The sequence below is a fragment of the Lewinellaceae bacterium genome (assembly GCA_020636105.1).
Taxonomy (GTDB): Bacteria; Bacteroidota; Bacteroidia; order Chitinophagales; family Saprospiraceae; genus BCD1.
Map to the genome: position 1 here is coordinate 1,735,153 of JACJYL010000002.1, position 26,038 is coordinate 1,761,190.

Here is a 26,038-nt window from a genome sequence, read left to right on the forward strand (position 1 = left end):
TTTACCTATCTTGCTCAGCGCTTATTACTCAACCATAAACCCATATAAGGTGAAACTAAACTTTTACGCCAGACTCTTTCTGACCCTGACCGCTTTCCTGACTTTTTCCATTTCCGGTTTCGGACAAACCGCCTCGATAGTGGAAGGATGTGCACCACTGGAAGTTCAGTTCTCCCCACCGGCGGGACAGGCTTCTTTTTTCTGGAATTTCCAGACCGGGGCCACCTCTACCCTTTCATCGCCCATCAATATTTTTATCAACCCCGGCACCTATGTGGTAGAGTTCAAAAACACTTCCGGCGGACCTGTGATTGGAACCGTAACCATTAACGTTTATCCGGAGCCTACCATCACCCTGGTAACCGATACCACAATCGGATGCCGTCCCTTGCTGGTCCAATTTACCGCGGTAACCGACTTGTCTCCGGAAATACAGATCCTTCAATACGAGTGGGTATTCGGGGATGGCAATCTTGGAATATCCGCGTCCAGCGTTTCACATCTTTATAATACTTCAGGCCATTTCAGCCCCTCGCTGGGCCTTGAGACCAATATTGAAAGTTGCAATACCACTGCTATCTTTCCCGACCTGATCACTGTTTCCAGCGTGGATAATGTCAACTTCGTCACCTCTCCGTTCCCGGCATTGGCTTGCGAACCGCCTTTGGAAGTTTCCTTTTTCAATTTCACCCCCGGAACAGAATACATGTACGAATGGAATCTTGGCGATGGTGGCACCTTTAGTGGTCTGACACCTCCTGCCCACACTTATACGGAAGAAGGTATTTTTGAGGTGAGCCTTACCGTGACGGATACCAACCAGTGCTCCGGTGTATTGACCCGCGTAGTGGCCATCGGTGGACCACTCGCAGATTTTATCGTTCCCGACACCGTTTGTATTCTGGACAGTGTCATCGTTGTCAATACCTCCGATCCGGGGCTTTATTCATGGAATACGGACCCAAGTGTTCATTATTTTCACAGGATAATGGCCGACGAGGAAGGATTTGTATTTTCAGAAGCCGGTTACCATGACGTGAGTCTTACAGTGACCCTGCCAGACAGCTCCTGTTCCTCCACCATCACCAAAACCGTTTATGTTGACGATCCTGACCCGTCCTTTGATTCTGACCCTTCCTATTCCTGTTATGTCCCCTTGACGGTCAATTACACGCCATTATCTCCGGATGCGATCGCCTGGGAGTGGGCCCTGCCCGACGGGACGGTTTCTTCCGATCAGTTTGCGACGGCAACCCTGGAATACCCTGATGAAGATCCTTTTTCAGAATACGGCAGAAAATTATATTATGCCCAACTGATCGTGACCAATCCTTCCGGTTGCCGGGACACCCTCGTTGCCGCGGATACTTTATTCCGGCCCGATGCCCTTTTTATGCCGGATGTGATCAATGGGTGTGCCCCGTTGACCGTTCAATTCAGCGATTCGAGCAGCTCTCACGAGGCCATCATGAACTGGTATTACACTTTTGGGGACGGGGAATCCATTTCGCTCGACAATTCGGGCGATGTTTCCCACACTTTTGAAAATCCGGGCACGTATGAAGTGCAGATGTCTATCATCAATGAGGCCGGTTGTGTGGACACTTCCTATGTGGTCACCATTGAGGTCGGCGGACCTCTGGATATAGATTTTGAAGTCGACCAGGCAGCGATATGTCCGGGCGACACCGTTCATTTTACGAGCCTTTTCGATACCGACGAAATAGATGCATGGCACTTTGAAACGGATGACGGGAGATCTTTCCATTGTTTCGGAGCCAATGATCTCGACTGGCCTTTCACCGCCGCCGCCGGTACCTACGACGTGACCCTGACGGTGGAATACAACGGATGTTATTCCTCGATCACCAAAGAAGATTTTATACTGGTCAAAGGCCCCATTGCCAAAATAGATTATGAAATAGACTGCGATCATCCGTATATCGTGGCCTTCAGGGATTCCTCTTACGAGGCTACTTCAGTGGTTTGGGAATTTGGAGACGGAGACGGTACCAGTACTCCGGTCACAGCACATGAATATCAGACCACCGGGAATTATACCGTTGTGCTCACCGCTTTCAATGAAAGTTCAGGATGTGCCGCTTCAATGGATACGGCCCTGGTTTGTGTGCGGGATTTACAAGCAGCCTTCACCACTGATAAGGAAAAATATTGCCTCGGCGTGCCCATGATTCTGGATGCCTCCGGTTCCGTGGATGTGGATGCCCATTGTGGTCAGGGTTACGACTGGTTTTTTGAGCATAGCAACAGACCGATCACCACCGATACCACCTACCTGGAAATTCCCAGCCAGGTCCCCGAGGAAGAAACCATCATTATGGTTGCGACCGACATTAACGGTTGTCGAGATACCGTTCGGCACACCGTCGATATTTTTCATACGGTAGCGGATTTTAGTTTTGATCATACCATTGTATGTGCCGGGGGCGACAATCCCACCTCATTCACGGATATGTCATTCGGAGACACTACCCTGGTTTCCTGGCAATGGACCTTTGGGGACGGAACAACTTCATCCCAGCAAAATCCGGTTCACCCTTTTAACAATAATCCCTTATTTCCGGACACCTCTTACATTGTAACTTTACTCGTCGATGACGTATTAGGGTGCGAAGGCCTCATCAGCTACGAAATAAACTGGTACCAGCCCGTTTCTCAAATTTCAACCTTTCCGGAAACGCCGAATATCTGTGTGGGAGATGAGGTAGAGTTTACGGCCAGTGATTTCACTGCGCAGGGATCGAACCTGAATTTTGCATGGAATTTCGGAAATATGCAACAATCTACGGCACAGACGGCCACCACGACTTACACTCAATCGGGGTTTTACCAGGTTATTTTGAATTACGAGGAGCAAAGCAGCGGGTGTAGTGGCACGGTCAACAGTTTTGTCAATGTGCAATCCTACCCGGATGCCGGTTTTACCACCAGCGTGGACGGGCAGGGCATTGTTTGCTACCCGGAAAACATCATCTTTTTTGATGACAGTGAATCAGAACATCCTTTAGCCTTTTTCTGGGATTTCGGCAACGGACAAACCGCCATAGGCGCGAACCCTGCCGCTTCGTTTGGAAAAGGAACTTTTACCATACAAATGATCGCCTCGACGGGCAATGGCTGCCAGGATACTGCCTACCAGCAGATCACCCTCGTTGGGCCGGAAGGTGACTTTTTTATGGATAACAATACGATTTGCCTGGGAGAATCCATCACCTTCCAGTTGATTGATACGGTGGATGTGAACTCATATACCTGGAACTTCGGCGACGGCACCCAGCAATCTGATGCAGATCCGGTCACTCATTCCTATGAGGTATTTCCTCCCGGCGGGCAAACCGTGGCCACGCTGGTATTGGAAGGCCAGAACGGAGCCTGTACCTATGCGGTGGAAAACCCGGTTTTCATCAAAAATCCGGTCGCCTCTTTCCTGGTCAACGGAGGCAATGAACTCGTGTTTTGCGAAGGAGAGGTAAATTTCAACAATACCTCCTCCGGGGCAAACAGTTTTTTCTGGAACCTGGGCAATGGTCAAAGTTCGACCGCTTTGAATCCATTTATGGTCTATGATCCCGGAGCTTACGATGTAGTACTGGTCGCCTCCGACAGCCAGTATGGGTGTATGGATACTACTTCCCGGCATATCGTTCTGGGCAACATTCCCGATGTTTTTATTTTGGAAGACACCCTTTGTCCGGGAGGTACGGCAACCTTGATGATCAACAGCCCCATTGAAAACGGAGTGTACATCTGGTCGCCGGCAAGTTTTTTTGAGGACCCTTTTGCTGAAATACAAGAAGTGACTTTGGATCAGACGACGACTTTCTCCGTTATTGTCAGAGATTCTACGGGATGTGAAGGCGTTGATGATGGCACCATTTCCGTCATTCAACCCTTGCCATGGATGGATATTGACACCTCCATGTGTCCTTCAATGATACTCGATGTGCCGATACCCGTTAATGATGGCTTCCACCTGTACAACTGGTCGCCAACCGCCCCGCCGTTTGCTCCGGAAGAAAATGCCGAATTCACACTGGCCATCAGCGACCTGCTCAATTGTGAATCGGCTGAATACCTATACAGCATAGCCGTTTTCGGGGATGATGAATACCGTATTCCCAATGTCTTTTCTCCCAATGGCGATGATTTCAATGATGTATTCAAAGTCTATTACAACGAACAGTTTACCGACCAAATCGAGATCCTTGACTTTTGGGTCTATAATCGCTGGGGCGAAAAGGTTTACCACGACAATGGTTCTGATGCAGCCTGGGATGGCACTTACAAAGGCGAACCTGCCCAGGCGGATATGTATATTTACAAAATGGAAATTCTGTTGGTCTGTGAAGGCAGGAAGGTAACGACTTTCGGGGAGGTAACTTTACTACGCTAAGGGAATAATTCCTTTTCGAAAAGTTAAAAAAGAAAAAACAGCTGTTTGCAATGTCACGTTTCCATAACCCGCGGCTTCTATAGAAGGGAGCTTCGAAGCGCCAGACCTCCGAGGTTTTAAAAACCTCGGAGGTCTGGCGCACGGGCTAAAAAAAAACATCCAAAGCTTCGCCTGACGGCAAAACCCGGGATGTCTTTTTTTTGCTTAAAAAGTCGTCTGGCCGACAGGAATTATTCTCCGTGCAACCAGGCTTTTTTAGCCATGAGTTCATCTTCCGACTCTCTATGGTCCTCATCGTCAACACAACAGTCAACGGGACAAACGGAAGCACACTGCGGTTCATCGTGGAAACCTTTACATTCCGTACATTTATCGGTCACTATATAGTAGAACTCATCTGAGATCGGATCGTGCTTTTTATCTGCATCAACCATACTTCCGTCAGGACGTTCAATCATGCCGCTCAGTTCGGTACCGTCAGCAAATGACCATTCCTCATCCGGTTCATAAATTGCGTTGTTCGGACATTCCGAAATACAGGCATCGCAATTGATGCATTCATCTGTGATTTTAATTGCCATCTTAAATCAATTTTATGTTGAATAATTGTGTTAAAAAAACCTTCTGAAAAGTTTCAGAATGCAACATTAAGAAGGTTTGTAAATATACTAAAAAAAATTCAATAATTTTTATGTAATTTAGAGCCAATATAAATTAGCATTGTATGATCTATGCTATTGGATATTGGAGATGATTACCCTAAATTAGCGCGTCTTTTAAAATAAAAAAAATAAAACATGGCAGTTGAAGATATAAAAACAACACGGCAGGAGTTATCAGATTCGAATGTGTTGGAAAAGGTCGTAATCCTTTTTGTCGGTGATTCCGGTGACGGGATGCAGCTTACAGGTACCCAATTCTCTGACACTTCAGCAATGTTGGGAAACGATATAGCAACATTTCCTAACTACCCTGCAGAAATCAGAGCTCCGCTCGGCAGTGTTTATGGCGTATCTGGTTTTCAGGTGCATATTGGCCAAACGGAGATCAGTACCCCCGGTGATGATGTTGATGTACTGGTAGCCATGAATCCGGCCGCATTAAAGACTAATTTACATACTGTTCCTCCGGGAAAGACCATCATCGTTGATTCTGATAGTTTCACGAGTAAGAATCTATCAAAAGCGGGTTACGAATCGAATCCACTGGAGGACGACAGTCTGGCTAACTTCAAGGTTATCCAGGCACAGATTACTACCCTTACACGAACAAGCATTCTGGACATCGGTCTCGACAATAAGAGTATCAACCGGAGCAGGAATATGTTTGCCCTGGGCATGGTTTTCTGGATGTTCAGCCGCCCTCTAACGCATACGGAAAATTTCCTCGAAAAGAAATTCAAGAATAATCCTAAAGTAGTTGAAGCCAACAAACGCGTCTTACGTGCAGGGTTCAATTATGCAGACACCCTTGAGTTGTTGCCTTCTGCCCATACCATTCTCCCTGCCAAAATGGCTCCGGGAAAATATCGTATTATTATGGGTAATGCAGCTACTGCCTGGGGTTTTATTGCGGCAGCAGAAAAGGCAGGCCTCGAGTTATTCCTCGGATCTTACCCTATTACTCCGGCTTCTGATATTCTCCACGAACTGTCAAAACACCAACACTTTGGCGTTAAGACTTTCCAGGCTGAAGATGAAATTGCAGGGGTATGTTCCGCTATTGGTGCCTCCTTTGCCGGCGACCTTGCCATTACGACTACCTCCGGCCCTGGGCTTGCCCTGAAAGGAGAAGCTATCGGTCTTGCAATGATTACCGAATTACCATTGGTAATTGTCAACGTACAACGGGGCGGCCCATCCACGGGTTTGCCAACCAAAACCGAACAATCTGATTTACTGCAATGTCTCTATGGAAGAAATGGAGACAGCCCGGTAATCGTCATAGCAGCCAGTACACCGGCCAACTGTTTTGATTATGCCTACGAAGCCTCCCGGCTTGCCCTGGAACATATGACCCCCGTTATTTTGATGACCGACGGTTATATCGCCAACGGTTCAGAACCATGGAGAATTAAATCCATGGAGGATTTGGCGCCCATTACGCCAAGAGTTGCCAAAACTCCGGAAGAAGGAAAAATATGGAATGCCTATGCCAGAGATGAAAAGACCCTGGCCAGAGAATGGGCCATTCCGGGAACTCCTGGTTTGGAGCACCGCGTGGGTGGCTTAGAAAAAGATAAATTAAATGGTAATGTTTCTTACGTCCCTGAAAATCACGAATACATGGTTAAAATCCGTGCGGAAAAAATCAAACGGGTTGAAAACGACATTCCTGAATTAGTGATCGAAGGAGCTTCATCAGGTGAATTACTCATCGTGGGATGGGGAGGAACTTATGGCAGTTTACATACTGCCGTAAAATATTTGAATGATACCGGAGATAAGATTGGTTTTGTGCATTTCAACTACCTCAATCCTATGCCGAAAAATACAAACGAAGTATTCAGCCGTTTCAAAAAGATATTGGTTTGCGAATTGAATATGGGACAATTGGTTTCTGTGTTGCGCTCCCGTTATCCGAACCATAATTTCTTGAAATACAACAAGATACAGGGACTTCCTTTTACAATTATGGAATTGGTTCAAAAATTCACACAGACACTTGGAACACCGATTGATGAGCAACTAATTTAAAATATCCCAGAGCGATTGACTAAGAGCGAAAGAAACTAAAAAATTAAAAAAATGGAAAATCCTACCTATACGTTTAAAGATATGGCCAGCGACCAGGAAGTGCGCTGGTGCCCGGGTTGTGATGATTATGTGATTTTAAGGTCAGTACAAAAGGCCTTGCCACTAATGGGCGTCAAAAAGGAAAATTTTGCCTTTATTTCAGGAATCGGGTGTTCATCCCGTTTTCCTTATTACATGAATACTTATGGGATGCACAGTATCCATGGTCGAGCCCCTGCTATTGCAACAGGTGTAAAGCTTGCCAATCCGGAATTAAGTGTATGGGTGATCACCGGCGATGGGGATTCCATGGCCATTGGTGGCAATCACTTTATTCATGTAATCCGCAGGAATGTCGATCTCAATATCATTCTGTTTAATAATGAAATTTACGGTCTGACCAAAGGGCAATTTTCTCCGACCTCTGAAGTAGGGCTGCGCACCAAATCTTCTCCTTACGGAAATACTCAGCCTCCTTTCCATCCGGCAGGTTTAGCCCTGGGTGCTCAGGCGAGATTTTTTGCCCGCATTCCCGGGAATCTGCCTAAAGAATTGACAGATGTTTTTGTGGAAGCAGAAAAGTTTCATGGCACTTCCGTCATTGAAGTCTTACAGAACTGTGTGATTTTCAATGATAAGGTATTTGATGATATTGTCAATAAAGATGTGCGTGATGATGCGCAGATTTGGGTCGAGCATGGAAAGCCAATGATTTTTGGCAAAGAGCGTAACAAAGGGCTAGTACTTAACGGATTAAAACTCGAGGTAGCCACCATTGGAGAAAATGGTATTACCGAAGCCGATATTCTCATACACGATGCTGAAGACCCGGATAACACCTTGCATCAAATGCTTGGAAAACTTCATGCGCCTACCGTTATGGGTATTATTCGAAGAGTAGATGACGCTACCTTAGGAGATAGAGTAAAAGTCCAAATGGAGGAAGTCAAGAAAAATGCCAAGTTTCATTCGGTTAGCGACTTGTTATTATCCGGAGAAACATGGGAGGTCAAATAAATAGATTTTAATTTTAAATAGGTTGCGAAACATTACCAAAGGTAAAATTTCGCAACCTAATAATATAATAAAACCTGGCATTATGGGATTAGAAGCGATAATTGTTTTTTTGGTTGCAGGAGTTGTTTTTGTTGGCGGAGCTATGGCTGCTTCAGCACTATTGGCCCCTAATTCCAAAAATGAGTTCAAAAATGATCCTTACGAATGCGGGCTGCCTACCGAAGGACCTACACACGTTCAGTTTAAGGTGGGCTATTACCTTTTTGCCATTCTTTTTCTCGTTTTTGATGTGGAAATGGTATTTCTTGTTCCCTGGGCAGTGGTTATGAAAAGTATTGGCGGTGTAGCCCTGGTCGAGGCCCTGATCTTTTTGATCATCCTTGGAATGGGACTCCTCTATGCCTGGAAGAAAAAAGCATTGGTCTGGGAGTAATCCTATCTATTGAATCGCTACAATAATTGAACACCAGAAAAAAATATCATGGAAGAAGCAATCAATCAAAGTGAACTGGGTACTGTAATAAATGGCGGTAACGGAGGCAACATCCTTATCACCTCCATTGATAAAGTGGTCAACTGGAGTCGCGCTAATTCCTTATGGCCCCTGGTTTTTGGAACGAGCTGCTGCGCCATCGAAATGATGGCTACAGGTGCTGCACGTCACGACTGGTCACGTTTTGGTACCGAAGTGGCCAGGGCTACGCCTCGTCAGGCCGATCTTATCGTCATTGCGGGAACCATCGTCAATAAAATGGCTCCTGTATTACGCACACTCTATGACCAGATGGCCGATCCAAAATATGTCATCGCCATGGGTGCCTGTGCTATTTCCGGCGGACCTTTCTTCTACAATACCTATTCTGTTGTCAAAGGTGCTGACCACGTAATTCCTGTTGACGTTTATGTTCCGGGGTGTCCGCCACGCCCGGAGGCCCTGCTTTTCGGAATCATGGAACTCCAAAAAAAGATCAAAACCGAACGTTCCGGAAAAAGGATCCATCCCGATGAAAAATTTGCGGAAGGATTTTAACCCTCCAACAAATGAACAGCCCTTTGGGCCGCATTAAAAGTAAAACGAACTAGCATGGATAAGACAGCATTGAAAAATCTTATTTCTTCCTGGGCAGAAGGTATTGAGTTTGACGAAGAGCAGGAATATTTGCAGGTAACCCTGCCGGGAGAAACCCTTCACGAAGTGGCGTTGCAATTAAAAGATCATCCCGAAACAGCTTTCGATTATTTGTTTTGCCAAAGCGGTATCGACTGGCCGGATCATCTTGAAGTTGTTTATCATCTCGAATCAACCAAACATAAACATATCATTGTCGCCAGAACAAAAACGGAAGGCAGGGAAACGCCCGAAGTGGATACCGTTTGCGACATCTGGCCAACGGCCGAATTTCACGAAAGAGAAATATATGATCTCTACGGGGTGGTATTCAGGAATCATCCTGACCTCAGACGTTTGTTGCTGACAGATGACTGGGAAGGTTATCCCCTGCGCAAAGATTATGTGGATGATGTGAATATGATCGATTATTAATCAGGAATTAAGGGATCGGGACAAAAAAACCTCTGTGCTAAAAATACCGGAGGCGAATTTCAAAAAAATGTCCCCGGTACAAAAGTCATAAGATATGGAAGTTGTCGACAAGGAAAAACTAGCCCAGCAGGCGGGCATGAAGAGCGAGGAATATTTTATCAATATGGGGCCTCAGCACCCGTCCACCCACGGGGTGTTACGCCTGGTACTCACCATTGACGGTGAGACCGTCAATAAGATCGAGCCTCATATCGGATATATCCATCGCTCCATTGAAAAAATGTGTGAGAAGGACAGTTACCGTCAGATCGTACACCTTACTGACCGGATGGATTACCTCTCCTGTCACATCAATAATGCTGCAGTTTGTCTGACCGTTGAAAAGGCGTTGGAAATCGAAGTTTCCGACCGCGTGAAAGTCATTCGTACTATTATCGACGAACTGACTCGTCTGGCTTCGCACCAATTGTGGTGGGGTGTTATGGGGATGGACCTCGGCGCCATCACCACCTTCCTTTACGGATTCCGCGACAGGGAAATGATCACCGACATTTTCGAGGAAACCTGTGGGGCACGCCTCACCATGAACTACAACCAGCCGGGCGGGCTGATGTATGACATTCACCCCAATTTCCAAAAAAGAACCAAGGAATTCGTGGCGCACTTCAAAAAGAAACTCCCGGAATACGACCAGCTGCTTACCGGCAACGTGATCTTCCAGGAAAGGACAAAAGGCATCGGGGTGATGACCAAAGAAGATGCTATTGCTTTTGGCGTCACAGGACCTGCCGGCAGAGCCTCTGGTTTCGAATGCGACATCCGTAAAAGAATTCCTTACCATGCTTACGATAAGGTTGAATTCAATGAAGTACTATTTACCGAGGGGGATTCTTTTTCACGCTACAAGGCTCGAATCCAGGAAATGTGGGAATCACTCAGCATCATAGAACAACTGATCGACAATATTCCTGAAGGAGAATTTCAGGAAAAAACCAATGCAGTCATCAAACTGCCTAAAGGAGAATTTTACCAAAGAGTAGAAACGGCTCGTGGAGATTTTGGCGTGTATGTTGTCAGCGACGGAAAAAAGAGCCCCTATCGCCTAAAGTTCCGTTCTCCCGGGTTTTCCAACCTTTTCGTATTGGACAAAATTGCCCGTGGATCCAAAATTGCGGATCTCGTGGCCATTATGTCTACCCTTGACCTGGTGATGCCGGATATTGACCGATAAAAACGCTAAAGATTAAAGATAAAAGTATGTACGATTTTACGAATTTAGTTAGATCAATTCATGAAAGTCTTGCGGCAAGTTTATCGCCGGGGATGGCTGCTTTGGTGGAATGGATCATCATCGGAGCTATTTTCTTAGGCTTTTTTGCCATTTTGGGGCTGGTGCTGGTTTACGTCGAACGTAAAGTTTGTGCTTTTTTCCAGCTTCGCCTGGGCCCTATGCGCGTTGGTTTCTGGGGATTGGCCCAAACGGTGGCGGACACGCTGAAGCTCCTGTTGAAGGAGCCTATCATGAATAAAAAAGCGGATAAGTTTCTTTTCAACTTTGCGCCTTTTATTATCATCATCTCTTCCCTGATTGTACTGTCCCTGACACCTTTTGCACCGGGATTACAGGCTTTCGACCTGAATATCGGGTTATTTTTCGTCATTGCCATTTCGTCCATAGGTGTGGTAGGTATCCTGCTGGCCGGCTGGGCGAGTAATAATAAATACTCCCTGATCGGGGCGATGCGGAGCGGGGCCCAGATTGTAAGTTACGAGCTTTCAGTAGGGTTGGCTCTAATGACTATGGTGGTCATCACGGGAAGTTTGCAGCTGTCGGAAATCATTGCAAGCCAGGCCGACGGATGGTGGATATTTAAAGGACATATTCCTGCTTTCATCGCCTTTATCCTGTTTATTGTGGCCTCAACCGCTGAAGTGAATCGCGGGCCTTTTGACCTGGCAGAAGCCGAGTCGGAACTCACCGCAGGATTCCATACGGAATATTCAGGCATGAAATTCGCCTTTTTCTTCCTGGCTGAATTTGTTAATATGTTTATCGTGGCGGTCATTGCGGCTACCGTATTCCTGGGAGGTTGGATGCCTTTCCATATCGGAGGCCTCGAAGGCTTCAACCATATTATGGATTTCATCCCTCCAATCCTTTGGTTCTTTGGAAAAGTATCTTTTATCATATTTCTGATGATGTGGTTCAAATGGACCTTCCCCCGTTTGAGAATCGATCAACTGCTCACCCTGGAGTGGAAATACCTTTTGCCACTGAATCTGATGAATATCGTTTTGATGGCCTTTGTGGTTTTCATGGGATGGTATTTTGGAAATTAGAAAAACAAACCTGATGAATAGTATCGTAAAATATTTTTCGGAAATAGGCCACGGAGTAAAAACCCTCTGGAAAGGAATGATGGTGACGGGTTATTATTTTGCCCATGCCCGAAAAGAGATCATCACCCAGCAATATCCTGAAAACAGGGATACCCTCAAGATGTTTGAGCGCTTCCGAGGAGAAGTCATTATGCCACATAACGAAGATAATGAGCATCGGTGTACCGGATGCCAGGCCTGTGAAATTGCCTGCCCTAACGGTACCATCGAAATTATTTGGGACAGAAAACCCGATCCGGAAACGGGGAAAAAGAAAAAAAGCATCAATAAATTCATCTACCACCTGCAAATGTGTACGATGTGCGGCCTGTGTATCCCGGCCTGCCCCACCGATGCCATTAAAATGGGCCAGGATTTTGAACATGCTGTAACAGACCGGTCGAAACTGACTAAAATACTGAACAAACCCGGATCCAAATTGATGAGCGGTGTGGAAGAATAATAAAAAGGTTAAAGGCTAAAGGTAAAAGACTAAAGACTAAAGTTTTTTTTTAAGGGAAAAGGCTACTTCGAAGGACCGAAGAACGGAAGGATAAAAGCAACTACTGAAACCATTTGAAACCGCCGGAAACCATCTGGAACCACAAAGGCTACATAACCTGTCGCGCACCTGATAAGTTCGGGATAGGAAAGTTTTATAAAATTAGCGGCTTAAGTTTAGTTTTAGATTTAAGACAAAACGAAAAATAATGGAACGTATCATTTTTTACATTTTAGCGGCAGCAATCATCGTATTTTCGCTATTTTCCGTGACCAGTCTCCGGATTCTCCGTGCAGCGGTTTACCTGTTCCTGGTATTGATTTCCATCGCCGGACTTTACTTCATGATCGGTTACACTTTCCTCGGGGCCGTGCAACTTACGGTCTATGCCGGAGGGATTGTCGTGCTTATCATCTTTTCCATCCTGCTCACTGAGCAGATCGACAACAGGATGCCTGCCCCGAAAGTGAGCCGGATGATCGTGAGCGGAGTCATAGCAGCGATCGGAGCTGCGTTGAGTATTTTTGCCATTACCAGCCATGTTTTTAAAACCAGCCCTGAGTTGGCCAATGCCGGAACGGTGGAAAACATTGGCGCACGCTTGCTCAGTTTTGGCGAGGGGGGATATGTGTTGCCATTCGAAGTGATCAGTATTTTATTGCTCGCTGCGATGATCGGAGCTATCGTGATCGCCAAACGCCCCAAAGACAGCGAAAATGAAGTGATGTGATCTTTTGAAAAAAATTGAAATCATTCGAAACTAAAAACTTGAACTAAAAAATTCAATATAATGATAGCCGGAGTAAGTATTTACGAGATTTTAATTGTTTCCTCAATCGTTTTTTTTATCGGTGTATATGGATTCCTGACCCGTAAAAACCTGATCTCTGTTTTATTGTCCGTTGAGTTAATCCTGAATGCAACGGCCATCAACTTCGTCATTTTCAATAAATATTTATATCCAGGCCATGTTCAGGGATTGTTTTTCACCTTGTTCCTGATCGCTGTGGCGGCAGCAGAAGTGGCGATTGCCATTGCCATCATTATCGATCTTTATCGACTGGTGAAAACGGTAAATGTGGACGATACGACGGACATGAAATATTAGGAATGTAAGATTCTAAATATAAAAGTGGGTTTGAGGCCGGAGAGTGAGTTTGGTGAAACCAGAAAAAATCATTCAAACCCAATTCAATATTAAGCTAAAAAAATCATATAAGAATAAATTTTCAAATAGTTGGTTGTCAGTAATTTATGATTTATTCTTTATAATTTAAAATTTACCATTTAACTAAGCTATATGGACTTTAGTTATACCATTTGGATACCGCTGATCCCTTTCCTCGCATTTTTTGTGGTAGGAATTTTGGGCAATAAAAAATCTCCTGTTTTTTGGGGAATGGTGAGTACAGGAGCCATTGCGGCGTCCTCTGTGCTTTCCTTTTTGACTGCCTACCGGTATTTTTCCCACGCTGGAAAAGTGGAGGAAACCTATCAGAAGATCATTGCCTACAATACGACCTGGCTCAATTTTACGGATAAGCTGCATATTGATGTCGGGGTTTTACTCGACCCGATTTCCGTAATGATGCTCATCGTGGTGTCTGTAGTCTCCCTTATGGTTCATATTTACAGCTTCGGTTACATGAAAGGAGATGATGGTTTCCATCGTTTTTATGCGTTCCTCTCCTTGTTTAGCTTCTCAATGTTTGGGCTGGTAGTGGCTACCAATCTTTTCCAGATGTATATTTGCTGGGAGCTTGTGGGCGTTTCCTCCTTTTTGCTGATCGGTTATTACTACTACAAACCTTCGGCTGTGGCTGCAGCAAAAAAGGCATTTATCGTGACCCGTTTTGCAGATTTGGGTTTCCTGATCGGGATACTCATTGTTTCTTACCTCACAGGGACTTTCGATTTCCAGGAACTTACCAATCCCGAGGGTGCCGCCATGGCCCAGGGCAGTTCTATAGCATTCCTGGGGTTGTCCACTATGACATGGGCTTTGATCCTGGTCTTTATAGGAGGTGCCGGCAAATCGGCCATGTTCCCGTTACACATCTGGCTGCCTGACGCGATGGAAGGTCCTACGCCGGTGTCTGCCCTGATCCATGCCGCTACGATGGTGGTTGCCGGGGTTTACCTGGTAGCCCGGTTGTTTCCCCTGTACTACTTTGCAGCCCCTACCGCCCTGGAGTTCATCGCCATTGTGGGTGGGTTTACCTCCCTTTTTGCTGCGGTGATCGCCTGTACACAAACGGATATCAAGCGCGTACTGGCCTTTTCCACCATGTCTCAACTGGGATATATGATGCTTGCGCTGGGCGTTTCAGGTTATGGCGGACATGAAGGCCTTGGATTTATGGCTTCTATGTTCCACCTCTTCACCCATGCCATGTTCAAAGCTTTATTGTTCCTCGGTGCTGGTTCTATCATCCACGCTGTTCATAGCAATTACATGCATGATATGGGCGGTTTGCGCAAGTATATGCCCATCACCCATATCACGTTTCTCATCGCTTGCCTGGCCATTGCTGGTATTCCGCCTTTCGCCGGGTTCTTCAGTAAGGATGAAATTCTGGCCGCAGCGCTTCACAATAATACGCTCTACTTCGTCGTGGAATACCTCGTTGCCGGGCTCACTGCATTTTATATGTTCCGGCTTTATTTCGGCATATTCTGGGGAGAAGAGAAAAAGTACGAACATGCCCCGCATGAATCTCCGATGAGCATGGCCATTCCGCTGATCGTTCTGGCTGCTGCCAGTGCCACTGCTGGATTCCTGCCTTTCACAGATTGGGTGACCACCGACGGAGCGGCTATTGAGGGCCACATCGACTGGACCGTAGCAGGCGCTTCGATTGGAATTGGCGTAGTGGGTATTTTGGTTGCCATGGCCTTTTACCGAAAAAAAACAAATCTGCCCGAACGGGTATCCAAGTCTTTTGGAGCCTTTTACAGATGGGCTAATCATAAATTTTATATCGACGAGGTGTACCTTTTCGTAACAAAGAAGATTCTCTTTAATGGAATTTCAAGGCCGGTAGCCTGGTTTGACCGCCACATAGTGGATGGAACGATGAATTTGATCGGAAACACTACGGCAGCTTTTTCATCAAAGATCAAGGGCATGCAATCAGGCCAGGTACAGCAATATGCTTTTGCCTTCGTTTCTGGGGTGATCGTGATTGTGCTGTTTTTTGCTTATATCTGGGGACAGTAGAGATTTATATCCCGATTTGGCGGTGCGGAATGTCGCTTCGCTGCAGGGGTGGATTAATCGACCGAATGAATTCGGTTGTTACTTTTTGGATTCACCGAATAAATTCGGTGTTACTTTATTGATTATTGCCGGGCAACCGGTTTAAGGGTTCAATTATGGATATTTTAACTTTACTAGTTGTTATTCCAATTTTGACCATCATCGGTTTGATGATCAGTCGGGATTATAAACAGGCGAGAGTGGTAGCTGCCGTGGGAATGGGGCTCCAGTTTTTGCAATCTGTTTATTTGCTTTTTGCCTTCCTTCGGGAGCGGGCTTCGGGCAATGAAGCTGATATGCTTTTTACCAGAAGCATGGTTTGGTTCAAGCAGTTCAACATCCATTATGATATTGGGGTGGACGGCATTTCCGTAGCGATGATCTTATTGACCGGGATCGTCACCTTTGCCGGCGTTTTCATCTCCTGGCAAGTGAAGGAATTATCAAAAGAATTCTTCATTTCCCTTATCATCCTGGCAACGGGGGTATTTGGCTTCTTCATCTCCCTCGATTTGTTCACCATGTTTGTATTTTACGAGATAGCGGTTATTCCGATGTACCTCCTTATCGGAATCTGGGGAAGTGGTCCGAAGGAATATTCGGCGATGAAACTTACCCTGATGCTTATGGGAGGATCAGCTTTTCTGCTGGTAGGGCTACTCGGAATTTACTTCAATTCAGCAGGTGACGGCGGAGCACTGACCTTTAATATCATGGAAATTGCCAAACAGCATATCCCAATTGAGGCCCAGCGTTTTTTCTTCCCTTTAACTTTTGTGGGTTTTGGCGTTTTGGGAGCGCTTTTCCCCTTTCATACGTGGTCTCCTGACGGCCATGCTTCTGCCCCTACAGCAGTTTCCATGTTACACGCGGGAGTATTGATGAAACTGGGAGGATACGGTGCTTTCAGGGTAGCCATGTTCCTCATGCCTGAAGCCGCCAGTGAAATGGCGTGGTTTTTCATCATTCTCACAGCGATAAGCGTCATTTACGGTGCGTTTGGAGCGATTGCCCAAAAAGACCTGAAATATATCAATGCCTATTCCTCAGTGAGCCACTGCGGATTGGTTTTATTTGCCGTGTTGATGATCAACAAGACGGCCTTCAACGGAGCCGTACTGCAGATGCTCTCCCACGGCCTGATGACGGCCCTTTTCTTTGCCCTTATCGGAATGCTGTATGGAAGAACCCATACCCGTGATGTGTATAAAATGGGTGGTTTGATGAAAGTCCTGCCGTTTATTTCTGCCGTTTACGTCATTGCCGGTCTGGCCTCTTTGGGATTGCCCGGACTGAGCGGATTCGTAGCGGAAATGACCATCTTCGTGGGCGCTTTCCAGCATCCTGATGCGTTCCACAGAATTGCGACCATCATCGCCATATCAGCCATAGTGGTCACCGCAGTGTATATTCTCAGAGTCGTAGGCATCATGCTGATGGGACCGATCAAGCATGACGAATTCAACGACCTGCCCAGGGCTATGTGGTTTGAAAAGGTAGCAGCCGTTTTATTGATCATTCCAATCTTAGGAATGGGTCTTGCTCCACTTTGGCTTTCGAATATGATCGGTGACAGCCTTGGCCCCTTGATGGAAAAATTCAGTTTCCTTTTGGGAAATTAGCAACAAGAAACCAGTAACCAGCAACAAGAAACATGGAATTAAGTAGTTTATTATTGATGAGACAGGAGCTATTGCTGACAGCGATCATCCTGATCATTTTAGGGGCAGAGATTTTTCTTTCCAAAGAACAGAAGGGGTTAATTGTCCCCATCGCCCTTGGCCTTTTTGCCATTCAACTCGTGGTGGGTTTTTTCCCGATGGAATATGGTAGCCTTTTCGGTAAAATGTACCAAAATTCAGGACTGACGCACCTGATGAAAAATATCCTCAACATAGGAGTGATGATCATCTTCCTGCAATCTGCCTCCTGGCTTCGTCAGGATGTCATCAACCAGGGACGAGGTACGGAGTTTTACCTGTTGGTATTGTCCACTCTGCTCGGGATGTATTTCATGATCTCGGCCGGGGACTTTTTGATGTTCTACCTGGGACTGGAACTTTCCTCCCTCCCGTTGGCAGCCCTGGCAGCCTTTGACATTTATAAAAAACGTTCTGCTGAGGCGGGGATCAAATTCATCCTTTCGGCGGCGATGGCTTCCGGCGTATCCCTTTATGGAATTTCGATGATCTACGGGGTCACCGGCTCATTGTATTTTGACGAAATCGCTACCACTTTTAATTTCGGCGGGCTTGAGGTCATGGCGCTGGTATTTTTCTTTGCAGGGCTGGCCTTTAAAATGTCGCTGGTGCCTTTTCATTTCTGGACCGCAGATGTTTATGAAGGAGCGCCCATCTCTATTACCTCTTACCTATCCGTGATTTCAAAAGGAGCCGCTGTATTTATTTTGACGATCATTCTTTTTAATTTCATGAAGTCAATGCAGGATGTCTGGAAGGATATTGTTTACATCATTGCAATCCTCACCATGACCCTGGGTAATTTATTCGCCCTGCGTCAAAAAAACATGAAACGATTCCTGGCCTTCTCCTCTATTGCCCAGGCAGGATTCCTGCTCCTTGGTGTCATAGCAGGTACCCAAAGCGGGATGGCTGTAGTCGTATATTTTGTATTGATTTACATCTTCTCTAACCTCGGAGCCTTTGGAGTGGTACAAGCTATTTATGTGAATACCGGGAAAGAAAATATGGATGATTATGAAGGCCTGTACCTTACCAATCCAAAATTGAGTCTGGTGATGTTATTGTCACTATTCTCTCTTGCAGGAATCCCCCCCGTGGCAGGTTTCTTTGGAAAATTTTTCCTGTTTATGGCCGCAGCCGGTGAAGGATATTACTGGCTGGTATTGGTAGCTGTGATCAATGTTATTATTTCCTTGTACTACTATTTACTGGTCGTTCGGGCCATGTTTTTGAGAAAAAGCGATAATGCTATTCCAATGTTCACTTCCGATAATCTTTTAAAACTGGGATTGATCATTTGTGTATTTGGCATCCTCGTTGCGGGGCTTTACAGTCCACTTTACGAGTATATTTTCGCCTTAAGCGCGTTGAAATAGATTGAAGGAGATTGAAATAGATTGGAACTCTTTGAACCCTCCCGACCTACGGTGCGGGATGTCGCTGCGCTCCATTTGAACCATTTGAACAACTGAAACCATTGGAACAATTTGAACGGCTTGAACAATCTGAAACAAAAAAATTATGGCATTAAATAGCGGAAGACATCTTTTTGGAGAACTTGAGGACGGCACCCAGGTCACCTACGTGGAGAAAAAAGTGGAAAAAGAACGCGCTGACTTTCTGAAAGAACTTTTGGAGCACAACGGTTATCATGTGATCATTGAGGAAGAAAAAAGAAAGACGGAAGAAGAACCTCAATACTATACGGTCTGTGTGGATGACATCACTTTTAACCCTGTTATCGCTGTTTACAACAGGCACCTGCATACCCATGACGGAAGGAAGGTCACCCCGGATTACTGGAATCAGATCACAGAAAAAACGGTTCCTACTTACTGGGAAAAGGATTCAAAGTGATGTATTATTTTTATCTACAACATAAAACAGCAGCATTGGAAATGGCTGCTGTTTTATGTTGTACACCTAACAAAACTCCATTTAACTCTTGTTTTTCCTATCTGCCTTTCATCTCAATTTGAAATTTAAAAAATAAGAGATTACTTTCGCATTCGATTAAACATGAATGAAAGGGGAGCCCGCTTTTCGATAGAGCCTGAATTCCCAATCCATTCCCTTTAAATGCCTTTTTTAACTTTGAGATTACTGACACTATCGTTCCTGTACTGCGGGATCGACAAACAAAAAATTACACAAAAAATACTTTGATTCAACATGAAAATAATGAATTCTTCCATTTCAATAGTGCTTTTTATTTTGGGGATCACTATGCTCACGATATTGGGATGTACCAAAAACAAAACGACAGCAGACGATATCCCTGCCATTTGTGAAACGCTCAATATCGCCTATAACGATGAAATAAAAACCATCATAGACCTGAGCTGCTCCGTTAGCGGATGTCACGACGGGACTACCGGAATCGGAGATTTCGCGTCGTACAACGGATTATTGAGCAGACTGGATAATGGGCTGATCCGGGAAAGAGCGATTGACACCCCCGTGAGCAGTACCCTGCATATGCCCCCTTCCGGCATGCCTGAACTTACACAGGAAGAAAAAGACATGCTGCTCTGCTGGATATTGGAAGGCTATCCTGAAAATTAACCATTTTATAAAACCCTTTAACAATAATCATTGATTATGCTGCGACTAAGTTTATTCCTGATAGCAATGGTCTCTTGCATCCTCCTGAACGGACAGGAAGTATTTCAGACTTTTAAGGACAGAAGAATCATCAATGCCCAATCGGTGGAGATGCTTAAAAAATACGAACTGGATGTCCGCATTACTCACCGTTTCGGAGATCTCGCCGGAGACAACGGCGGCTTTCAGACCTTTTTTGGGTTCGAAAATGCCACGGATGTAATGATCGGGGCTGAATACGGCATACTGAATAATCTAAATGCAGGAATTTACCGGGCCAAAGGAGCAGGAAGTTACCCTAGCGGAAGATCCGGTCTGCGCCAATTGATGAACGGTTTTGTAAAATACCGGATTCTGCAGCAATCCGATCAGGATGGCAGCCCCATCACCCTGGCTGTTCTGGGGGTAGCATCTGTTTCCTCGGGGCCAAAATCTGAAAGCCCCAGCAGTATCAATAACTTTTCCACCTTTACGGACCGTATGGCGTTTGCCGCCCAACTGCTGATCGCCAAGAAGTTTTCCGACGGATTTTCCCTCCAACTCAATGGAGGATATGTACACCGCAACCTGGTTGCCTTTGACGATGTTAACGGCATCATCAGCCTGGGGATAGCTACACGGGTACAGGTCAACAAGGTTTTTGGGTTAATCGCCGACGTAACCCTTCCCTTTTCAGAGAACAGAACTACCGCAGAGGGATTTTATCCTTCCATCGGAGTTGGATTGGAAATCGACACCGGAGGTCATATTTTCCAGGTCAACCTGACCAATTCCAAGGGTAGCGTGGAAACGGATTATATTCCTTACTCCACTTCCAATTGGGGAGACGGCGAATTCAGACTCGGATTTACCATCTCCAGGATTTTTCACCTGTAAAGCAACCATCCATGCAAAAATTAATCATTGGTTCCCTCGTGTCCGGATTTTTGTTTTTCATCAGCATGGGCTCTTCGGATCACCCTGAAATAGTCTTTGATGAGGAAACTTCCGTGGCCAATATTCTTGAAAAACTGGGCGATTTGCCCCAGCCCCATAAACCTGACCTTAGGTTACCCGGCGTTTCGGCAGAAAATGGCCGCAGCATCCTTTTTGAAGGCATCAGCCTGGATGCTTCCGGCCATAAAATGCCGCGCCAGAGTAAACATTTCGTTTGTACCTCCTGCCACAACATGGTAAAGGAAGATCCCGATCTCAGCGTTTCCGATCCCGAGGCCCGACTGGCTTACGCCAGGGAACACCAACTCCCCTTTCTCCAGGGAACAACACTTTACGGAGTGGTCAACAGAACACATTTTTACAACGGGGATTACGATAAAAAATACGGCGACCTCGTAAAAGAAGCCCGCAATGACCTGAGGGGCGCCATCAACCTGTGTGCCGTAGAATGTTCACAGGGCCGAAATCTGGAAAAATGGGAAATGGAATCTATCCTTGCCTACCTTTGGACTATTGACCTTAAAATGAGCGACCTCATCCTTAACGAGCGGGAACGTTCCTCCATCACAGCCGCATTAAACGGCAGATCCGATAAATCGGAAGCTATCGAACTCCTGAAATCCCGTTATCTTCAAGCCTCACCGGCGACCTTTCTCACCCCGCCGGAAGACCGAACGAAAGGCTACGGACTCAAGGGAAATCCCGAAAACGGTAAAGCAATCTACGAACTCAGTTGTCTGCACTGTCACGACAAGGGCAGGTACGCCTTTTTTGTATTGGATGACTCCAAGTTTTCTTTTGACTTCCTGGACAAACATGTCGATCGTTATACCCGGTATTCCATTTACCAGGTGGGGCGTTATGGCACTTATCCGTTGAACGGGAAGAAAAGTTATATGCCACAATACACGAAGGAAAAAATGAGCAACCAGCAAATGGAAGACCTGCGGGCTTACATCGGGCAGATGGCAAAGGGGATATAAAAAACAGTAAAAAAGGCTCCATTAGAAAAGAATTGGTTAAGTCTGTGAAGGATGGCCCGGGCACTGCCATTCAAGTTATTTTGAGCGGCCATACAATAGAAATTTTCTTTAAAAACAGCCTCCTTTACTTCCTTATTTCTTCCATTTTTATTTTCTAATAAATTCCACAGACCTGTATATTAATGTTTGTATATTTGGCCTTTTAGTGCGATGATGAAATGAGAAACTAAGCAATGAAAAGCAAAAGCCAAAAATTAGGGGAGCTAGGATCCACCGCCATTTGTGGCAATGATATAAGTTCTTCCGTCCTTTATGTTTCAGCCTTATCCAGACCTGATCAAGGAACTTTCGTCAAAGTGGTCCATCCCGATCAACTTTATGTTCATTGGGTCACCGAGCAATAAATTTCCCCACCTCATTGAAGATCTGGGCGGGGTAAGGCTGATTATTTAACAAAACTTCCCTCCTGAAAATCTTTGAGGGAAAAAACATAATTCCACCCCCGGCAAAGCCGTAAGCATCAATTACCAAACAGCAAAAATGACCAGTATGACCATCAAATGGGGAATTATCGGATGCGGCAGGATCGCGCATAAGTTTATCCAGGATTTTGAATTTGTGGAAAAAGGAATCGTCGTGGCCGTGGCTTCCAGATCTATGGAGAAGGCTGCGGAATTTGCCGGGCAATACGATGTAAAAAAAGCCTATGGCACTTACGATGCCCTGGCTGCCGACCCGGAAGTTGATGCGATCTACATTGCCACTCCACACAATTTCCACCTGCAACACATGAAGTTGTGTTTCAATCATGGTAAAAACGTATTATGCGAAAAACCTGTTACGGTCAATGCCATTGAGTTTGAAGAAGCCACAGCCCTGGCCAAAGCAAAAAATGTTTTCCTCATGGAAGCCATGTGGACCTGGTACCTCCCCGCAGTTAAAAAGGCGAAGGAATGGATCGGGCAAGGCAAAATCGGGGATTTGAAATTCATCCGGGCGGATTTTGGCTTTAAGGCTCAATTCAATGCAGAAGACCGAACCTATAATCCCGATCTGGCAGCAGGCGCCTTGCTCGATATCGGCATTTATCCGCTTGGCCTGGCGGCCTTCCTGGTGGACAGCGAGATCAAAAATGTACAATGCGCCGGATATCTCGGGACCACGGGCATAGATGAATATAATGCCATCAGCCTGGTATATGAAAATGGCGTTTTTGTGCAGGCCTCCAGCGGCGTGGTGTCTGACCTCCACAACGATGCCTACATCGTGGGCACCAAAGGGTATATCCGTATCGTCGATTTCTGGAAATCAAAAAAAGTGATTCTCGAAACGCCCGAAGGGGTGAAAATCTTTGAGGATGAATGTCCTTCTCACGGATATAATTATGAAACTGAGGCCGTAAACGAATTGCTGCTGGCCGGTAAAAAGGAAAGCCCCGTAATCACATTAGACCATTCGATGAGATCGATGAAACTGATGGATGCCATCAGGAAGGAAATGGGGCTAAGATATCCTTTTGAGAATTAAGCCTATTTTTTTCTTTTTTTCTTCTTCCTGTTTTCAAAGGCTTCGGCTTCTTGCATGAGTTCTTTTAAACTGGTCGAAGCATCCTGGGAAAAGTCGACCGTTTTTTGGTATTCTGAATTGGACAACTCCATTACCTTGATTTTTTTGGTAATAAATCCTTCAATTTCCTTGAGCATCTCTTGTTCCTCCGGGCTGCAAAAAGACACAGCAAATCCCCTTTCCTTGCCTCTTCCCGTCCGTCCAATGCGGTGAACGTAATTTTCAGCCTTATCCGGAAGATCGTAATTTACTACATACTGCACATGAGGGAAGTCGATGCCCCGGGCACTAACATCTGTGGCGATCAATACTTTTAATTCCCCAGATTTAAAGCGATCCATCACCGTAAAACGGTCTTTTTGTTCTTTATCGCTGTGAATGGTGGCTGCGGATATTTCAACCCGCTCCATGGCTTTGAGGACCCTTTCTGCGCGGACTTTAGTACGCACGAAAACGATAATTTTTTCGTCGGGATGTTCATTGATGAGTCGCTCCAGGAAGAATCTTTTGTCATCCATATCAACAAAGGCAACCGAGTGCTCCACGTTTTGAGTCACCGGATCATCCGGGGATAATTGTATCCGGATAGCATTATTATTGACCAGCGAGTAGGCGAGTTTTTTAATATTGGCATTGATGGTAGCAGAAAAGAAAAGCGTTTGTCTGCGCTTGGGCAAAAACTTCAACAGATCGCGAATATCCTTGATAAAACCGAGGTCGAGCATATGGTCGGCCTCGTCGAGGATGAGAATTTCCACCCTGTGCAATAATAAATGTCCCTGGCTCACCAGGTCAAACATCCGGCCGGGAGTGGTGACGAGAATATCTATTCCATCCTGCAATTTGGCAATCTGCGGCCCCTGCTCTACCCCACCGAATACACAAAATGTTTCCACCCCGGTTTTTCGCCCAAGAAGCTTAAACACTTCCGTAATTTGAATGCCCAGCTCTCTGGTGGGCACCATAACGATACACTTGACCCCTTCCGTCCGGCGGTTGCGTAAACGATCCTGGAGGATATTTAACACGGGAATGGCGAAAGCTGCCGTTTTACCCGTCCCCGTTTGCGCAATGGCGAGGACATCTTCCCCTTTGAGAATATTCGGAATCGATTTGAACTGGATATCCGTCGGACGCTTAAACCCCAAAAGATCCAGATTATGCTTAATTTCGGAAGAAATGCTGTAATTTTCGAATTTCATGGAAGTGTCTGTGTTACTGGTTGCTCGTTCCCCGAGGTGACATCTTCGCAGCGTGGGCAATGTGCGCGGGCAAAAGGTGTCATCTCGTAGCTGGATTGTTTTTGAATACCCGGCAAAGTTACGGTTTGAGAATTGTAACTTGTAACTTTAGGCGATAAAACAAAAAAAGGTAAACGGTACATCACTTTTTAAAGCCCAAATTTGACCCCTTAAAACACCTGGACCCCTTGGAACCATTTGAACCCTTGGAACAATTTGAACAATTGGAACCCTCTAAACAACAAAACCATCAAAACCATCACCACACATATCGTCCCGGAGGGCATAACAAATATCCGACTGCAGGATTACGCTAAGGTAGTCTTCAAACCCTTCCTGTTTTCCGGCCAGGGTGCAAAAAAAGCCATAAAGAGAGGGAATGTCCTGGTAAACGGAGCCGTTGCCCTTACGGGATACTGGATCCAGCCCGGGGATATCATTGAACTACGGGAATCAGCAGAAACGCCACCTAAAATCTTTGAACTGCCCCTGGAGATCATTTACGAGGACGAACACCTCGCTGTGATCAACAAACCCTCCGGTATTCCGGTAAGCGGCAATCAGTTTAAGACCATCCGGAACGCTTTGTTGTTCAATTTAGAAAGATCAAAAGACGAGGATGCCCTCACCTGGCCGAAACCTGTGCACCGGCTGGATGCCCCCACTTCGGGATTATTACTCATCGCCCGCACCAATCTGGCAAGCATTGCCCTGGGACAACAATTTGAAGCCAAGTCCATACAAAAAAAATACCACGCCATCGTCATCGGGAAAACGCCGGATCATGGCCATTGGGATTCCCCGGTCAATGGTCAGAGTGCCTATACCGAATATAAAACACTGGAGTCCGTTCCTTCCCTTAAAAACAAATGGATCTCGCTGCTTGAATTATGGCCCAAAACGGGAAGAACACACCAAATTCGCATCCATCTTTCCGAGGCCGGTTACCCGATCATGGGCGATAAAATTTATGGTACGGAAGGGAAGGTTATGAAAGGAAAAGGCCTTTTCCTGGCTTCAACGGGGCTTATGTTCAGGCATCCCACCTTCAACAAAAAAATGATTATTGAGATTGAAATACCCTATAAATTCAGATCCCTGCTGGACAGGGAAAAGAGGCGTTGGAAAAAATACGACCCCTGAGATTTTTTGAAGG

At 45.7% G+C, this 26,038-nt stretch carries 23 protein-coding genes; 21 read left to right on the forward strand and 2 right to left on the reverse strand.

Going from position 1 to position 26,038, the window contains the following annotated elements; all coding sequences use genetic code 11:
- The first annotated feature begins 49 nt into the window (after positions 1 to 49).
- Positions 50 to 4,414 carry a PKD domain-containing protein gene (locus tag H6571_23975; protein MCB9326808.1) on the forward strand — a complete coding sequence of 1,455 codons (4,365 nt, stop codon included), beginning with the start codon at positions 50 to 52 and terminating at the stop codon, positions 4,412 to 4,414.
- Positions 4,415 to 4,644: 230 nt separating this feature from the next.
- Here H6571_23975 and H6571_23980 read toward each other — a convergent pair whose 3' ends face one another.
- Positions 4,645 to 4,995: a 4Fe-4S dicluster domain-containing protein gene (locus H6571_23980; protein ID MCB9326809.1), complete on the reverse strand. Its 351-nt coding sequence runs from the start codon at positions 4,993 to 4,995 to the stop codon at positions 4,645 to 4,647.
- 216 nt (positions 4,996 to 5,211) lie between these two features.
- On the opposite strand from H6571_23980, the gene H6571_23985 reads away from it, so the two are divergent.
- The 19 genes from H6571_23985 (at position 5,212) to H6571_24075 (ending at position 23,602) form a co-directional block, all read left to right on the forward strand.
- Complete coding sequence (locus H6571_23985; protein MCB9326810.1) at positions 5,212 to 7,110, forward strand: 2-oxoacid:acceptor oxidoreductase subunit alpha; 1,899 nt, start codon at positions 5,212 to 5,214, stop codon at positions 7,108 to 7,110.
- A gap of 51 nt (positions 7,111 to 7,161) precedes the next feature.
- Positions 7,162 to 8,166, forward strand: coding sequence for a 2-oxoacid:ferredoxin oxidoreductase subunit beta (locus H6571_23990; GenBank protein ID MCB9326811.1), 1,005 nt, complete (start codon positions 7,162 to 7,164; stop codon positions 8,164 to 8,166).
- Between the two features lie 82 nt (positions 8,167 to 8,248).
- Complete coding sequence (locus H6571_23995; protein MCB9326812.1) at positions 8,249 to 8,599, forward strand: NADH-quinone oxidoreductase subunit A; 351 nt, start codon at positions 8,249 to 8,251, stop codon at positions 8,597 to 8,599.
- 48 nt (positions 8,600 to 8,647) lie between these two features.
- A complete protein-coding gene (locus tag H6571_24000; GenBank protein MCB9326813.1) occupies positions 8,648 to 9,196 on the forward strand; it encodes an NADH-quinone oxidoreductase subunit B in 549 nt (182 codons plus the stop codon).
- Positions 9,197 to 9,250: 54 nt separating this feature from the next.
- Positions 9,251 to 9,709 (forward strand): NADH-quinone oxidoreductase subunit C, encoded by a 459-nt coding sequence (locus H6571_24005; GenBank protein ID MCB9326814.1) that lies wholly within the window; start codon positions 9,251 to 9,253, stop codon positions 9,707 to 9,709.
- Between the two features lie 163 nt (positions 9,710 to 9,872).
- Entirely contained in the window at positions 9,873 to 10,940 is a 1,068-nt protein-coding gene (locus H6571_24010; GenBank protein MCB9326815.1) for an NADH-quinone oxidoreductase subunit D, read from the forward strand.
- A gap of 26 nt (positions 10,941 to 10,966) precedes the next feature.
- The gene (gene nuoH, locus H6571_24015) at positions 10,967 to 12,049 is read left to right on the forward strand and encodes an NADH-quinone oxidoreductase subunit NuoH (protein ID MCB9326816.1); all 1,083 of its coding nucleotides are present in this window, start codon (positions 10,967 to 10,969) and stop codon (positions 12,047 to 12,049) included.
- Between the two features lie 13 nt (positions 12,050 to 12,062).
- Positions 12,063 to 12,551 (forward strand): 4Fe-4S binding protein, encoded by a 489-nt coding sequence (locus H6571_24020; GenBank protein ID MCB9326817.1) that lies wholly within the window; start codon positions 12,063 to 12,065, stop codon positions 12,549 to 12,551.
- A gap of 247 nt (positions 12,552 to 12,798) precedes the next feature.
- Positions 12,799 to 13,320, forward strand: a complete 522-nt coding sequence (locus H6571_24025) for an NADH-quinone oxidoreductase subunit J (protein ID MCB9326818.1) — start codon at positions 12,799 to 12,801, stop codon at positions 13,318 to 13,320.
- Between the two features lie 60 nt (positions 13,321 to 13,380).
- Positions 13,381 to 13,698 (forward strand): NADH-quinone oxidoreductase subunit NuoK, encoded by a 318-nt coding sequence (gene nuoK / locus H6571_24030; protein ID MCB9326819.1) that lies wholly within the window; start codon positions 13,381 to 13,383, stop codon positions 13,696 to 13,698.
- 192 nt (positions 13,699 to 13,890) lie between these two features.
- Positions 13,891 to 15,810 (forward strand): NADH-quinone oxidoreductase subunit L, encoded by a 1,920-nt coding sequence (gene nuoL / locus H6571_24035; GenBank protein ID MCB9326820.1) that lies wholly within the window; start codon positions 13,891 to 13,893, stop codon positions 15,808 to 15,810.
- A 155-nt stretch (positions 15,811 to 15,965) separates the two neighbouring features.
- Positions 15,966 to 17,471: an NADH-quinone oxidoreductase subunit M gene (locus tag H6571_24040; GenBank protein ID MCB9326821.1), complete on the forward strand. Its 1,506-nt coding sequence runs from the start codon at positions 15,966 to 15,968 to the stop codon at positions 17,469 to 17,471.
- A 32-nt stretch (positions 17,472 to 17,503) separates the two neighbouring features.
- A complete protein-coding gene (locus H6571_24045; GenBank protein ID MCB9326822.1) occupies positions 17,504 to 18,928 on the forward strand; it encodes an NADH-quinone oxidoreductase subunit N in 1,425 nt (474 codons plus the stop codon).
- Positions 18,929 to 19,073: 145 nt separating this feature from the next.
- Complete coding sequence (locus H6571_24050) at positions 19,074 to 19,409, forward strand: hypothetical protein (protein ID MCB9326823.1); 336 nt, start codon at positions 19,074 to 19,076, stop codon at positions 19,407 to 19,409.
- Between the two features lie 315 nt (positions 19,410 to 19,724).
- Entirely contained in the window at positions 19,725 to 20,117 is a 393-nt protein-coding gene (locus H6571_24055) for a hypothetical protein (protein ID MCB9326824.1), read from the forward strand.
- 39 nt (positions 20,118 to 20,156) lie between these two features.
- Positions 20,157 to 21,032, forward strand: coding sequence for a hypothetical protein (locus H6571_24060; protein ID MCB9326825.1), 876 nt, complete (start codon positions 20,157 to 20,159; stop codon positions 21,030 to 21,032).
- 11 nt (positions 21,033 to 21,043) lie between these two features.
- Positions 21,044 to 22,075, forward strand: a complete 1,032-nt coding sequence (locus H6571_24065; protein ID MCB9326826.1) for a c-type cytochrome — start codon at positions 21,044 to 21,046, stop codon at positions 22,073 to 22,075.
- Between the two features lie 233 nt (positions 22,076 to 22,308).
- Entirely contained in the window at positions 22,309 to 22,479 is a 171-nt protein-coding gene (locus H6571_24070) for a hypothetical protein (protein ID MCB9326827.1), read from the forward strand.
- Positions 22,480 to 22,624: 145 nt separating this feature from the next.
- Positions 22,625 to 23,602 carry a Gfo/Idh/MocA family oxidoreductase gene (locus tag H6571_24075; GenBank protein MCB9326828.1) on the forward strand — a complete coding sequence of 326 codons (978 nt, stop codon included), beginning with the start codon at positions 22,625 to 22,627 and terminating at the stop codon, positions 23,600 to 23,602.
- A 2-nt stretch (positions 23,603 to 23,604) separates the two neighbouring features.
- On the opposite strand, the gene H6571_24080 is transcribed toward H6571_24075, so the two are convergent.
- Complete coding sequence (locus H6571_24080; GenBank protein MCB9326829.1) at positions 23,605 to 24,843, reverse strand: DEAD/DEAH box helicase; 1,239 nt, start codon at positions 24,841 to 24,843, stop codon at positions 23,605 to 23,607.
- Positions 24,844 to 25,098: 255 nt separating this feature from the next.
- On the opposite strand from H6571_24080, the gene H6571_24085 reads away from it, so the two are divergent.
- Positions 25,099 to 26,025, forward strand: a complete 927-nt coding sequence (locus tag H6571_24085) for an RluA family pseudouridine synthase (GenBank protein ID MCB9326830.1) — start codon at positions 25,099 to 25,101, stop codon at positions 26,023 to 26,025.
- Positions 26,026 to 26,038: the final 13 nt, after the last annotated feature.

What these genes read in the sequence shown, in the direction of transcription:
- H6571_23995 (MCB9326812.1), top strand. Translation starts at nt 8,249, where the DNA reads ATGGGATTAGAAGCGATAATTGTTTTTTTGGTTGCAGGAGTTGTTTTT.
- H6571_24055 (MCB9326824.1), top strand. Translation starts at nt 19,725, where the DNA reads ATGAAAATAATGAATTCTTCCATTTCAATAGTGCTTTTTATTTTGGGG.
- H6571_24010 (MCB9326815.1), top strand. Translation starts at nt 9,873, where the DNA reads ATGGGGCCTCAGCACCCGTCCACCCACGGGGTGTTACGCCTGGTACTC.
- nuoH (MCB9326816.1), top strand. Translation starts at nt 10,967, where the DNA reads ATGTACGATTTTACGAATTTAGTTAGATCAATTCATGAAAGTCTTGCG.
- H6571_24045 (MCB9326822.1), top strand. Translation starts at nt 17,504, where the DNA reads ATGGAATTAAGTAGTTTATTATTGATGAGACAGGAGCTATTGCTGACA.
- nuoK (MCB9326819.1), top strand. Translation starts at nt 13,381, where the DNA reads ATGATAGCCGGAGTAAGTATTTACGAGATTTTAATTGTTTCCTCAATC.
- H6571_24075 (MCB9326828.1), top strand. Translation starts at nt 22,625, where the DNA reads ATGACCATCAAATGGGGAATTATCGGATGCGGCAGGATCGCGCATAAG.
- H6571_24080 (MCB9326829.1), bottom strand. Translation starts at nt 24,843, where the DNA reads ATGAAATTCGAAAATTACAGCATTTCTTCCGAAATTAAGCATAATCTG.
- H6571_23985 (MCB9326810.1), top strand. Translation starts at nt 5,212, where the DNA reads ATGGCAGTTGAAGATATAAAAACAACACGGCAGGAGTTATCAGATTCG.
- H6571_24065 (MCB9326826.1), top strand. Translation starts at nt 21,044, where the DNA reads ATGCAAAAATTAATCATTGGTTCCCTCGTGTCCGGATTTTTGTTTTTC.
- H6571_24040 (MCB9326821.1), top strand. Translation starts at nt 15,966, where the DNA reads ATGGATATTTTAACTTTACTAGTTGTTATTCCAATTTTGACCATCATC.
- H6571_24050 (MCB9326823.1), top strand. Translation starts at nt 19,074, where the DNA reads ATGGCATTAAATAGCGGAAGACATCTTTTTGGAGAACTTGAGGACGGC.
- H6571_24005 (MCB9326814.1), top strand. Translation starts at nt 9,251, where the DNA reads ATGGATAAGACAGCATTGAAAAATCTTATTTCTTCCTGGGCAGAAGGT.
- nuoL (MCB9326820.1), top strand. Translation starts at nt 13,891, where the DNA reads ATGGACTTTAGTTATACCATTTGGATACCGCTGATCCCTTTCCTCGCA.
- H6571_24025 (MCB9326818.1), top strand. Translation starts at nt 12,799, where the DNA reads ATGGAACGTATCATTTTTTACATTTTAGCGGCAGCAATCATCGTATTT.
- H6571_24020 (MCB9326817.1), top strand. Translation starts at nt 12,063, where the DNA reads ATGAATAGTATCGTAAAATATTTTTCGGAAATAGGCCACGGAGTAAAA.
- H6571_23980 (MCB9326809.1), bottom strand. Translation starts at nt 4,995, where the DNA reads ATGGCAATTAAAATCACAGATGAATGCATCAATTGCGATGCCTGTATT.
- H6571_23990 (MCB9326811.1), top strand. Translation starts at nt 7,162, where the DNA reads ATGGAAAATCCTACCTATACGTTTAAAGATATGGCCAGCGACCAGGAA.
- H6571_24000 (MCB9326813.1), top strand. Translation starts at nt 8,648, where the DNA reads ATGGAAGAAGCAATCAATCAAAGTGAACTGGGTACTGTAATAAATGGC.
- H6571_24070 (MCB9326827.1), top strand. Translation starts at nt 22,309, where the DNA reads ATGAAAAGCAAAAGCCAAAAATTAGGGGAGCTAGGATCCACCGCCATT.